Origin of the sequence: Sedimentibacter sp. LTW-03, from assembly GCF_052059825.1 — a bacterium.
In the GTDB taxonomy this organism is placed as follows: Bacteria; Bacillota; Clostridia; order Tissierellales; family Sedimentibacteraceae; genus Sedimentibacter.
Genome location: NZ_CP197180.1, coordinates 1,022,613 through 1,034,829 on the forward strand (window position 1 = coordinate 1,022,613; position 12,217 = coordinate 1,034,829).

Here is a 12,217-nt window from a genome sequence, read left to right on the forward strand (position 1 = left end):
AAGGATTTTCCTTTTTCATATATAAAAGTTTTTAAGGAGGTGACAATATGTCAGTTAAAATCAGATTAAAAAGAATGGGATCAAAAAAGAAACCTTTCTACAGAATAGTTGTAGCAGATTCTCGTTCACCTAGAGATGGACGTTTTATCGAAGAAATCGGATACTACAACCCGGTAGTTGAACCGAAAGAAATAAAAATCAATGATGAAAGTGCTGTAAAGTGGCTTAACAACGGAGCAAAACCCACTGATACAGTTAGCGCACTGTTTAAAGCTAACGGTATTTACGAAAAAAGAGATGAAAATAAATAAGAGGTGATATCATGGGTGAATTAGTAGAATATATAGCAAAATCACTGGTAGATAATCCTGATTTGGTTGAAGTCAATGAAATTGAAGGAAGTCAATCACTGATAATAGAGTTAAGAGTTGCTCCTGATGATATGGGTAAGGTTATCGGCAAGCAGGGCAGAATTGCAAAAGCTATAAGAACTGTAGTTAAAGCTGCTGCTACGAAAGAAAACAAAAGAGTCATAGTTGAAATTCTTCAATAGCCGAACAGCTGTACAGAGGTAAACATGAAAGAATATATTAAGGTTGGAAAAATAGTAAATACTCATGGCGTGAAAGGTTGTCTGAAATGCGTACCGCTTACTGATTATGCGGAAAGATTTGATGAGCTTGAATATGTCTTTACTGAAAAGGATAATGTTAAGCGAAAAATCAAGGATGTGTGGTACAGAAAAGGAATGTCGTACATTATACTTGAAAATATTAATGATATGGACACTGCGGAAACATTCAGGGACACTTTCATTTCAATATTTGAAGATCAGCTCAGAGAGCTTCCTGAGGATTCATACTATATATTTGATTTAGAAGGAATGGAAGTTTATTCAGCTGAAGGAGAATATTTGGGAAAAATAGATACTGTCCACCAGACAGGTGCAAATGATGTATATGAAATAACCAACAATGATAAATCTTTTTTAATACCTGCTGTTAAAGAAGTTGTCAAGGAAGTTGATATAAAATCAAAAAGAATGGTTATAAATGTAATTGAGGGTCTGCTGGAATGAGGTTTGATATTGTAACATTATTTCCGGAACTTATCGATATTTATACCAGAAGCGGCATAATCGGAAGAGCTGTTGAAAACGGCATGTTTGAAATTGGAATAAACTATCTTAGAGATTATTCTGAGGATAAGCATAAAAAAGTTGATGATTATCCGTATGGCGGCGGTCCGGGAATGCTTTTAAAGCCTGAACCCATGTTCAAAGCTTTAGATTCTATAAAAAAACACAATTCATATATTATTTATTTATCACCAAAGGGAAATTTGTTTAGTCAGAAAAAAGCCAAAGAGCTTTCTGAGAAAGAGCATATTGTGCTTATTGCGGGGCATTATGAAGGTATAGATCAAAGAATCATCGACAAGTACGTAGATGAAGAAATATCTATGGGAGACTATGTATTAACAAGCGGAGAGCTTCCTGCTCTTATGATTGTTGATGCGGTTGGAAGACTTCTTCCTGGGGTTTTAGGATCGGATGAATCATCCGTTGAGGAGTCCCACAGCAATAATCTTCTCGAATACCCTCAATACACAAGACCCGAAAGTTATTTGGGAATGGATGTTCCGGATATTTTGCTGTCCGGTCATCATAAGAAAATAGAAGAATGGCGCCGGTTCAAGCAGATAGAAATTACATTGGAAAGACGTCCGGACATGATAAAAGACAAAAATATTATTGAAGAATACAACAAGTTATCAAGAAATTATAAATAAATGTTGTAATATGCCGTACAAAGTATGGCTTCAGCGCTCAGGCGAAGGGAGGTATAGAAATGGATTTAATAAAATCATTTGAAAATGAACAGCTTAAAAGTGACTTAACACCTTTTAACGTTGGAGATACAGTAAAAGTACATGTTAGGGTAAAAGAAGGAAACAGAGAAAGAATTCAGGTATTTGAAGGTATTGTATTGAAAAAACAAGGTGAAAGCAACAGAGCAACATTCACTGTAAGAAAAATTTCTTACGGAGTAGGTGTTGAAAGAACTTTCCCAGTACATTCACCTAAGATTGAAAAAATCGATGTAACAAGAAGAGGAAAAGTAAGACGTGCAAGACTGTTCTATTTGAGAGAAAGAACAGGTAAGGCTACAAAAGTTAAAGAATTAAAGAATTATTAATATTAATTGAGGGCGTGCGTCCTCAATTTTATTTAATATAAGAGGTGCATCATGAATATAAATTGGTATCCGGGACATATGAAAAAAACGAAAGACCTGCTTCAGGAAAATTTAAAGCTGGTCAATATTGTTATAGAAGTAATTGACGCACGAATTCCCATAGCTAGTAAAAATCCAGATTTTGATAAACTGTTCAGAGACAAAAAAAGACTGATAGTTCTTAATAAATATGATTTGGCAGATCCTAATCTAAATAAGGCGTGGGAAGAATACTATAAATCCAAGGGATGGTCTTGTGTTCTGTACAATTCTACAAACCGCAAGGAACTGAGAAAGCTTGACGGTGCCATAGCCGAGGCATCTAAAGAAATAGTTGAAAGATATAAAAGAAGAGGGCTCGTCAACAAAACTATAAAGGCAATGATAGTGGGCATACCAAATGTAGGTAAATCCACACTCATTAACTCACTGGCAAAAAAGAAAAGCGCAAAGACCGGCAATATGCCCGGCGTTACCAAAGGAAAGCAATGGATTCATCTTGCAGGCAACATTGATCTTTTGGATACACCAGGTATTTTGTGGCCTAAATTCGAAGATGAAAGAAGTGCTCTTAACCTTGCTCTCACAGGAGCAATAAAGGATGAAGTGCTTGTTCTGGAAGAAATAGCATTAAATTTGGCAGAAAAGATGATAGATTTAAACAGGGTTGACGCAATACTTGAAAAGTACAATATAGAGCAGGGAGAAAAGGCTCTCGATATTTTAGACAACATTGCATTTAAGAAGGGGTTCCTTATAAATAAAACAGAAATAGACTATTTAAGAGTTGCAAACTTATTGCTGAATGATTTCAGAAGCGGAAAATTAGGGAAAATAACTTTGGAAAAGCCGGGAGAGAGATAAATTATATCTGCGAGGCAGTAATATGAAAAAAACAGAGAAAGACGACATGCTTAAAATTGAACACGAACTTTGGGACAAGGGTTATGAATATATCGCTTGCATTGACGAAGTGGGAAGAGGATGTCTTGCCGGAAGTGTTGTCACTTGTGCCATAGTCATGCCCAAAGATGTCTTTATAGAGGGAGTCAATGACTCGAAGAAGCTTACGCCAAAAAAAAGAGATAAAATGTTTGATATTATAAAAGAGAAGGCAATTGCCATAGGCATAGGTGAAATGGACAGCAGTATAGTGGATAAAGTAAACATAAAAAATGCCACTAAGATGGCTATGCTTCAGGGCATTGCAAATTTAAGAGACAAAGACGGAAATCATATTGTGCCGGATTATCTTTTAATAGATGCTGAGAAGCTAGATGTGGACATACCTCAGATGAATATTATAAAGGGAGATGCCACATGCCAAGGGATTGCTGCTGCGTCAATAATAGCTAAGGTCACAAGAGACAGACAGATGGAAGAGCTGGATAAAATATATCCAAATTATAAATTTGCAAAAAATAAAGGCTACGGAACGAAAGAGCACGTTAAGGCGCTCCTTGAGTACGGGCCTGTTGATATACACAGACAGACATTTTTGAAAAAAATAATGAATACTCAGGAACAAATCAGCTTTATATAGCATTTGTTCTTTTTTTATTTAGAGATTATTCAGCTATATTATGGAAAAAATAATGAGTAGATTTTACAAAAAATAACTATACACAATTGTTTGAAAATAAGTAGGCATGTTGGATTAATAATGTTTTTTCATCAGTTGTGTCAGATAGTTATAATTGACTATTGTGCCATTTTATGATAAAATTAATAATATTAATGATTAGTAAAAGGAGTTAAATATGAATATGTCTGAGCTTTTAAAGTTTGTTGATCACACGCAACTGAAAGCGCTTGCTGAATGGAAGGACATACAGTCCCTTTGTGATGAGGCAATAGAATACAGAACGGCGTCAGTATGCGTGCCACCGTGTTATATAAAAAGAATTCACGATACATATGGAGATAAAATTAACATTTGCACGGTTGTGGGATTTCCGCTGGGATACTCTGTAACCGAAGCGAAAATAGCCGAATGTCAGCAAGCGATTAAAGACGGTGCAAATGAAATTGACATGGTTATAAACATATCCGATGTTAAAAATAAGAAGTATAAAAAAGTTCAAGAGGAAATAGCTGTGCTAAAAAAGACAGTAGGAAGCAGAATACTGAAGGTCATAATAGAAACGTGCTATCTCACTGATGATGAAAAAATAGAAATGTGCCGCGCTGTAACTAATGCCGGTGCAGATTACATAAAAACTTCCACAGGATTCGGAACCGGTGGTGCTACCATGGAGGATATAAGGCTGTTCAAAAAACATATAGGACCTGGTGTTAAAATTAAGGCTTCGGGCGGAATAAGGTCGGTTGAAGATATGGAAGCCTTCATAAAAGAAGGGTGCTCCAGATTGGGAACCAGCTCTGCTGTAAAATTGATAAAGGACGCTGAACGGCGTAATTTATAAATTGATTTTTTATTAAAAAATTTGGAGGAAGAAAGCATTATGAAATTATGGAGAAAATTAGCGATTGCGGTACTTGTGCTTGCTATGGTATTTGCATTTTCAGCATGTGCAAGCCAGGAAACACCTGCGGAAGCTCCTGCCGAAACTCCGGAGGAAACTCCTGCTGAAGAGCCGGCAGAAAAGCCAAGTGAAAGTAATACCTTTGAGCTTGCGCTTATCACAGATGTAGGAACAATTGATGACAAATCTTTTAATCAGGGTGCATGGGAAGGCGTTGAAGCCTATGCAGAGGAAAACGGAATTTCATATAAGTACTATAAACCAACCGAAAAATCAGATGCAGCTTATATTAATTCCATTGATCTTGCAGTTAAAGCAGGTGCAAAAGTTATAGTGTGTCCGGGATTTTTATTTGAAGTTCCTGTGCATACAGTACAAACCACCTATCCAGAGGTTAACTTCGTAATTCTTGACGGCGCACCTCACGCAGGAGACTATAATATTGAAATAGCACCTAACACATACTCTATATTCTATGCTGAAGAAGAAGCAGGCTTTTTAGCGGGCTACAGCATAGTAAAAGAAGGATACACAAAATTGGGATTTATGGGCGGTATGGCAGTTCCTGCTGTTGTGCGTTTCGGCTACGGATTTGTACAAGGTGCTGATTATGCAGCTAATGAGCTGGGATTATCAGATGACATTCAACTTAAATATACATATGTTGGAAACTTTGATGCTTCTCCGGAGAATCAGGCAAAAGCTTCTTCATGGTACAATGAAGGAACAGAAGTTATATTTGCTTGCGGAGGCGCTGTAGGTAACTCAGTTATGAAGGCGGCAGAAGCAGCCGGAACAAAAGTTATAGGCGTTGACGTTGATCAGTATGCAGAATCCGATACAGTAATTACTTCTTCTATGAAGAACCTTACAAAATCTGTATATGATGCACTGGCAAGCTATTATGCCGGAAACTTCCCTGGAGGAACTACTGTAACATTGGATGCCACTGTTGAAGGCGTTCAATTGCCGATGGATAACTCAAGATTTGAAAAATTTACTCAGGATGACTATGATGCTGTTTATGCAAAAATTGTAGCAGGAGAAACAGAAATACTTAATGATACTGCAGTTGCGGAAAAAGCATTTGAAGATTCAGAAAAACCTGCCGAGGAAGTTACGGCAGCAGACATACCTGTAGAAAAGGTTGCAGTTGAAGTAATTAAATAAAATATTAGATAATCAGAGATATGAGGTTGCTTGTTAGGCTTTAGCCTTTAAGCAACCTTATTTTTAAAAATAAGGTTAGGTGGTGCCTTTATGGAATACGTAATAGAAATGAACCATATTACCAAACAATTTGGTAGTTTTAAAGCGCTGGATGATGTTACTTTCAAGGTCAAGAAAGGCGAGGTTCATGCTCTTCTCGGAGAAAACGGAGCTGGCAAGTCTACACTGATGAGTGTTTTGTTCGGATTGTACCAGGCTGAAAAAGGTGAACTTTTTATAAATGGGAATTCCGTTCAAATAAACAATCCAAATGATGCGAACAATCTGAATATAGGTATGGTTCATCAGCATTTCAAATTAGTTCATAATTTCACTGTGCTTGAAAGCATCATTTTGGGAAGAGAAACTGTAAAAATGGGTGTTTTAAAAAAACATGATGCAAGAAAAAAAGTAGTTGAGCTCAGCGAACGCTACAAATTAAGAATAGATCCAGATGCGTATATTTCCGATATTACGGTGGGTATGCAGCAAAGGGTAGAAATACTAAAGATGTTGTATCTAGACAGCGATATACTCATATTTGATGAGCCTACGGCGGTGCTGACGCCCCAGGAAATCGAAGAATTAATGAAAATTATGAAGGAGCTTATTAGTGAAGGAAAATCCATCGTATTTATTTCACATAAATTAAATGAGATAAAAGCTGTAGCTGATAGCTGTACAATTTTAAGAAAAGGTAAATGTATAGGAACCGTTGATGTGAGCACCACAACAAAAGAGCAGATGTCAGAAATGATGGTTGGGCGAAAAATTAACTTTAGCATAGAAAAAAAAGATAAAGAAACCGGAGATTCTGTGCTTGAAGTAGAGAATCTTACTATAAAATCAAAAAATTCTAAAAAAAATGTAGTAAATAATGTTTCCTTTGATGTGAAAAAAGGCGAAATAGTTTGTATTGCAGGGATTGACGGCAACGGGCAATCGGAGCTGGTGTATGGAATAACAGGACTTATACCTATTAATGAGGGAAAAATTATATTAAACAGCGAAGATATAACAAGAAAATCCATAAGGAAAAAATGCATAGACGGAATGGCACATATACCTGAAGATCGTCATAAACACGGTCTTATTCTTGATTTCGATCTTCAGCAGAATGCAGTGCTGCAAACATATTACGAAGAAAGGTTCCAGAAATATGGAATGATAAAATTCAATGCAGTAAGAAAATATGCCGGACGCCTTATAAAACAATATGACATCAGGAGCCCAAAAGATGAGGATTCTGTTGTAAGAAATATGTCTGGCGGGAACCAGCAAAAGCTTATAATTGCACGGGAGCTTGACAGGGATCCTGAAATTGTTCTTGCTGTTCAGCCCACAAGAGGTTTGGATGTTGGAGCTACGGAATATATTCATAAACAGCTGGTGGCGCAAAGAGATGAGGGCAAAGCTGTGCTTTTAATTTCACTGGAGTTGGACGAGGTAATGAATGTAAGCGACAGAATACTGGTTATGTACGAAGGCGAAATTGTAGGGGATTTGAATCCTAAAAAAATTACAGTAAATGATTTAGGCCTCTACATGGCCGGCTCAAAGAGAGGTGAAAAGTATGAAAAAAGGTCATAATATGCTTAAATTGAACAGCCTGACCAGCTTTGCCGCATCGTTGATGGCTATAGCTGCCGGTCTTATTTTCGGACTTATAATACTTCTTTTAAGCAACGCACAGGATGCTATTCCAGCTTTTTTAACTATTTTAACAGGGGGGCTTTCAGAAGGAGCAAGAGGCATAGGACAGGTTATTTATTACGCCACTCCTATTATAATGACTGGATTGTCAGTTGGGTTTGCATTTAAAACAGGGCTTTTTAACATAGGTGCATCAGGCCAGTTTACCTGTGGGGCGTTTGCTGCTATTTATATAGGAATTAAATGGACGTTTATACCGCCGGAACTACACTGGATTGTTGCACTGCTTGGTGCTTTGGTGGCAGGAGCAGTATGGGGCGCTGGCCCGGGATTATTAAAAGCATTCTTCAATGTTAATGAAGTTATAACTTCAATAATGATGAATTACATAGGCATGTACCTTGTTAACATGACCATAGTAAAAACAGTGTACGATTCTCTTAAGAATCAGACTAAGATGGTAGCAAAAAGCGCAGTGCTTCCTAAAGCGGGACTTGATAAAATTTTTAATACTAACAACCTTAATATAGGTATAATAATAGCCGTGCTGGCTGTTATAATCATATATATTATTTTACAGAAAACTACGTTCGGTTACGAACTTAAGGCCTGTGGAATCAATAAAAGCGCAAGCAGATATGCAGGCATAAACGAAAAGAAAAGCATAATTCTTTCAATGGTTATTGCAGGTGCATTGGCAGGACTGGGAGGGGGACTTCTTTATCTTTCAGGCTCCGGAAAATACTTGCAGGTTCTTGACGTTTTAGCACCGGAAGGATTCAGCGGCATATCTGTGGCCCTTCTCGGTATGTCTCACCCCATAGGTATACTCTTTGCAGGACTATTTATAGCACATTTGACAGTTGGAGGATTCAATATTCAGCTGTACAACTTTGTTCCTGAAGTAATTGATATGATTATATCCGTTATTATTTACTGCGGTGCATTTGCTTTATTGTTTAAACAGATTATAAATAAAGCTTTCACAAGAACAGCTGATGAAAGAGAATCAGAAGTAGATTCTGTGATCACCCAACCTGAAACTGATGACTTAGAAGGCCAAAATAACGATGGCGAATTAATCGAGAAAACTGATAATGAGGAGGCATTATAATGGATACAGTTTATTTTGTAGCACAGCAAACCATGTATTTTGCGATTCCTCTGCTTATTGTTGCTCTTGGAGGAATGTTCTCTGAGCGAAGCGGTACAATAAATATTGCGTTGGAAGGAATTATGGTGGTAGGAGCATTTGCAGGCATATCATTTATAAATTTCTTTCAGTCATCTATGAGTGGTCAGGGGCTTCTTATACTGGCAATACTGACGGCCGGAGTATCAGGGGGAATATTTTCTCTGTTCCATGCCTTTGCGTCTATAAAACTTAAAGCAGACCAGACAATAAGCGGTACGGCACTAAATATGTTTGCACCGGCTTTTGCAATATTTGTTGCAAGAATGGTTCAGGGAGTTCAGCAGGTTCAGTTTAAGGATACATTTTACATAAGAAGTGTCCCGGTACTTGGAAACATACCGGTTATCGGGCCCATACTTTTTCAGAATAGCTATATTACAACGTATATTTGCCTGGGTATCGCTTTGCTGTCATGGGCGGTAATAAATCATACGCGTTTTGGACTGAGGCTGAGAGCGTGCGGAGAGCATCCTCAGGCTGCAGATTCGGTAGGTATAAACGTGTATCGCATACGGTACGCCGGAGTATTAATATCAGGTGTGCTTGCAGGAATAGGAGGACTTACATTTGTAGTACCTACAAGCACAAATTTTAATGCAACAGTTGCAGGCTATGGATTCTTGGCTTTGGCCGTTCTTATTTTCGGTCAATGGAGGACAAAAAAGATTTTTTTCGCAGCTTTTTTCTTTGGAATTATGAAGACATTTGCATCTGCATATTCAGGCATACCAATGCTTAAAGCGCTGCCTATATCAAATGAAATCTACAAAATGATTCCTTATATTGCAACTCTTGTAGTGCTGACATTTTCATCGAAAAACTCTCAGGCACCCAAGGCAGAAGGAATACCATACGATAAAGGAAGCAGATAAATTTTACTTCTTAAACCATGCGGATTGATGATATTTTTATCATCAATCCGATTGCTGAAAATCATATAAGCATCTAGTTATTAATCATAAGTCATTTTGTGTAAAATAATACTTAAGTCTTATATCTAATGAGAGGCTGCCAATGTATAAAAAAAATAAAGGGTATGTGTACGAAAAAGTAGCAGAAAATTATTTATCCAGCAATGGCTATAAAATAATTAAAGAAAATTTTGTCTGCCGATTAGGTGAAATAGATATTATTGCATCAAAAAACGGAAGATTACATTTCATAGAGGTGAAGGGTCGTATTAATACAAAATACGGATACCCCAGGGAAGCTGTAACCCTATCCAAACAAAAAAAAATTATCGGTGCCGCAAAATATTATTTTATGCTTTCAGGCAGAGAAGATCTTCCATGTCAATTTGATGTTATTGAAATAATAGCTGACAGACGAGAAATTAATTATATAGAAAATGCATTTCAAACTTAGATGCTTGAAAAATATAAGTTTATGTGATATTATTTCATTAACAATCAAGTAAAAACTAGGAGAATTAATGAACAAACAGGCATCAAATATAAAAGAAAAATACACTGTGTCATTTACCACTCTCGGATGCAAAGTAAATCAATTTGAAACTGAAGCAATGACTGAGCTTTTGGAACAGGAAGGTTTTGTTGTTGTTCCTCAGGGAGAGCTAAGTGATATTTATATAATAAATACGTGCGCCGTAACAAAAGAAAGCGAAAGAAAATCCAGGCAGTTTATTAATAAGGCCAAGCGTATGAATCCTGAAGCCGTTGTTGTTGCAGTAGGCTGCAGCGTACAGCTTAACGGAGAAAAGTTGAGCAGAGAAACAGATGTTGACATAATTATTGGGACAAAACATAAAAGTAATATAGGGAAACTTATAAAAGAAAGGCTCAAGGACATTAAGTATGAATCTCAAGTGGAAGAATTTTACGGAAGAGAAGATTATGAGGAGCTAAAAATAAGCACTGTCCATGATAAAACCCGTGCTAACATAAAAATTCAAGATGGGTGCAGTCAGTTTTGTTCGTACTGTATAATACCCTATGTGCGAGGGCCTATACGAAGCAGAAGCCATGATTATATAGTGGAGGAAGTAAGTAAAGTAGCATCTAACGGATACAAGGAAATTGTCTTAAACGGCATACACATTTCTTCCTATGGTAAAGATTTTCACGAGCAGGATGCGCTCATTAAATTGATTGAAGACATTAATGAGATCAAAGGAATCGAAAGAATACGCCTCGGGTCTTTGGAGCCGAAATTAATTACTGAGGACTTTGTAAAGAGATACTCGACACTGGATAAAACTTGTGACCATTTTCACCTTTCGCTGCAAAGCGGAAGCGACTACGTTCTTAAGCGAATGAACAGGAAGTATACTGCAGGCGAATACCAAAATAATGTCGAGCTCATAAGAAAGTATATGCCTGAAGCCGGAATAACTACAGACATAATTGTGGGATTTCCGGGAGAAACTGATGAGGAGTTTAATGAAACGGTTGAATTTGTAAAGGCAATAAAGTTTTCCAGAATTCATGTTTTTAAGTATTCTGTGAGAGAAGGAACAAAGGCGGCAGAAATGAAAAGCCAGGTGAATGAGGCACTAAAATCACAGAGAAGCAGAACATTAATAGATTTAGCCGATTCTTTTTCAAGGGATTTCATGAAAAAATTTGAAGGAAAGACCATTCCTGTGCTGGTCGAAACAGAAAAAAAAGAAAATATATTTGAAGGTTACACAACAAACTACTTGAAAGTTTTGCTGAAAAGTGATATTAATATTAAAAACAAGATAGTAAACGCCCATATTAAATGCGTTAAGAACGATTATTTATGGAGCGAATAATATACTATAGTTAAATTTATAGGGGAGAGGTGAAATAAATGAGCTGTATTTTTTGTGAAATTGCAAATAAAACAATTCCGACTAATTACGTGTATGAAACAGAAAGTTTGGTTGCCTTTAGAGATTTAAACCCTCAGGCGCCTGTACATATTTTGATTGTTCCTAAAATGCATATTACGTCAATGAATGACATAAATTCGAAAAATTCAAATATTATCGCAGAAATATTCGAAGCTGTGAATAAAATCGCAAAACAGGAAAATATAAATGAATCCGGGTATAGAGTTATCAGCAATTGCGGAGAAGACGGGTGCCAATCCGTACAACATCTGCATTTTCACTTAATTGGTGGAAAAAAATTGTCAGAAACTTTATCATAAAAACCTTGCATTTACTTATTTTATAGTATATAATAACTAAGTGCTATTTCAAACTCGCTGGTGTCTGGGACATACAGTAGTAGAAGACGAGGGGAGGGTAGCAAAATGACAGAGGTAAAGGTTAGAGAAAACGAGTCAATCGATAACGCTCTAAGAAGATTTAAAAGACAATGTGCGCTTACAGGAGTTATGTCTGAAGTAAGAAAAAGAGAGCATTACGAAAAACCTAGCGTAAAGCGTAAAAAGAAAGCTGAAGCGGCTCGCAGAAAGAAAAACAAAAAAGCAAGATAAGAGGTGAAAGT

General features: G+C 36.8%; 16 protein-coding genes. All 16 read left to right on the plus strand.

The features are described from left to right. Window positions 1-47 precede the first annotated feature (47 nt). On the plus strand, window positions 48-311 hold the full coding sequence (gene rpsP, locus ACS3UD_RS05130) for a 30S ribosomal protein S16 (protein WP_213924391.1): 264 nt from the start codon (window positions 48-50) through the stop codon (window positions 309-311). Window positions 312-322: 11 nt separating this feature from the next. Further along, complete coding sequence (locus tag ACS3UD_RS05135) at window positions 323-553, plus strand: KH domain-containing protein (protein ID WP_213924392.1); 231 nt, start codon at window positions 323-325, stop codon at window positions 551-553. A gap of 24 nt (window positions 554-577) precedes the next feature. Next, the gene (gene rimM / locus ACS3UD_RS05140; protein ID WP_308137494.1) at window positions 578-1,078 is read left to right on the plus strand and encodes a ribosome maturation factor RimM; all 501 of its coding nucleotides are present in this window, start codon (window positions 578-580) and stop codon (window positions 1,076-1,078) included. Further along, entirely contained in the window at window positions 1,075-1,791 is a 717-nt protein-coding gene (trmD, locus tag ACS3UD_RS05145; RefSeq protein ID WP_213924394.1) for a tRNA (guanosine(37)-N1)-methyltransferase TrmD, read from the plus strand. Before rimM ends, trmD begins: the two co-directional genes overlap by 4 nt. Window positions 1,792-1,850: 59 nt before the next feature. Then, window positions 1,851-2,198: a 50S ribosomal protein L19 gene (rplS, locus tag ACS3UD_RS05150; RefSeq protein ID WP_308137493.1), complete on the plus strand. Its 348-nt coding sequence runs from the start codon at window positions 1,851-1,853 to the stop codon at window positions 2,196-2,198. A 51-nt stretch (window positions 2,199-2,249) separates the two neighbouring features. Then, window positions 2,250-3,101, plus strand: coding sequence for a ribosome biogenesis GTPase YlqF (ylqF, locus tag ACS3UD_RS05155; RefSeq protein WP_308137492.1), 852 nt, complete (start codon window positions 2,250-2,252; stop codon window positions 3,099-3,101). Window positions 3,102-3,123: 22 nt separating this feature from the next. Further along, window positions 3,124-3,780, plus strand: coding sequence for a ribonuclease HII (locus ACS3UD_RS05160; protein ID WP_308137491.1), 657 nt, complete (start codon window positions 3,124-3,126; stop codon window positions 3,778-3,780). A gap of 217 nt (window positions 3,781-3,997) precedes the next feature. Then, on the plus strand, window positions 3,998-4,663 hold the full coding sequence (gene deoC / locus ACS3UD_RS05165; protein WP_308137490.1) for a deoxyribose-phosphate aldolase: 666 nt from the start codon (window positions 3,998-4,000) through the stop codon (window positions 4,661-4,663). 39 nt (window positions 4,664-4,702) lie between these two features. After that, a complete protein-coding gene (locus ACS3UD_RS05170; RefSeq protein WP_308137489.1) occupies window positions 4,703-5,893 on the plus strand; it encodes a BMP family lipoprotein in 1,191 nt (396 codons plus the stop codon). A gap of 90 nt (window positions 5,894-5,983) precedes the next feature. Next, the gene (locus ACS3UD_RS05175; RefSeq protein WP_308137488.1) at window positions 5,984-7,522 is read left to right on the plus strand and encodes an ABC transporter ATP-binding protein; all 1,539 of its coding nucleotides are present in this window, start codon (window positions 5,984-5,986) and stop codon (window positions 7,520-7,522) included. Beyond that, window positions 7,506-8,699: an ABC transporter permease gene (locus ACS3UD_RS05180; RefSeq protein ID WP_308137487.1), complete on the plus strand. Its 1,194-nt coding sequence runs from the start codon at window positions 7,506-7,508 to the stop codon at window positions 8,697-8,699. Before ACS3UD_RS05175 ends, ACS3UD_RS05180 begins: the two co-directional genes overlap by 17 nt. Then, window positions 8,699-9,652: an ABC transporter permease gene (locus ACS3UD_RS05185; RefSeq protein WP_308137486.1), complete on the plus strand. Its 954-nt coding sequence runs from the start codon at window positions 8,699-8,701 to the stop codon at window positions 9,650-9,652. Before ACS3UD_RS05180 ends, ACS3UD_RS05185 begins: the two co-directional genes overlap by 1 nt. 142 nt (window positions 9,653-9,794) lie before the next feature. Continuing rightward, window positions 9,795-10,145 carry a YraN family protein gene (locus ACS3UD_RS05190; protein ID WP_308137485.1) on the plus strand — a complete coding sequence of 117 codons (351 nt, stop codon included), beginning with the start codon at window positions 9,795-9,797 and terminating at the stop codon, window positions 10,143-10,145. A 67-nt stretch (window positions 10,146-10,212) separates the two neighbouring features. Next, the gene (mtaB, locus tag ACS3UD_RS05195; RefSeq protein ID WP_308137484.1) at window positions 10,213-11,535 is read left to right on the plus strand and encodes a tRNA (N(6)-L-threonylcarbamoyladenosine(37)-C(2))-methylthiotransferase MtaB; all 1,323 of its coding nucleotides are present in this window, start codon (window positions 10,213-10,215) and stop codon (window positions 11,533-11,535) included. A 38-nt stretch (window positions 11,536-11,573) separates the two neighbouring features. Next, window positions 11,574-11,915: a histidine triad nucleotide-binding protein gene (locus tag ACS3UD_RS05200; RefSeq protein WP_308137483.1), complete on the plus strand. Its 342-nt coding sequence runs from the start codon at window positions 11,574-11,576 to the stop codon at window positions 11,913-11,915. Between the two features lie 105 nt (window positions 11,916-12,020). Further along, on the plus strand, window positions 12,021-12,206 hold the full coding sequence (gene rpsU / locus ACS3UD_RS05205) for a 30S ribosomal protein S21 (protein ID WP_019227108.1): 186 nt from the start codon (window positions 12,021-12,023) through the stop codon (window positions 12,204-12,206). Window positions 12,207-12,217: the final 11 nt, after the last annotated feature.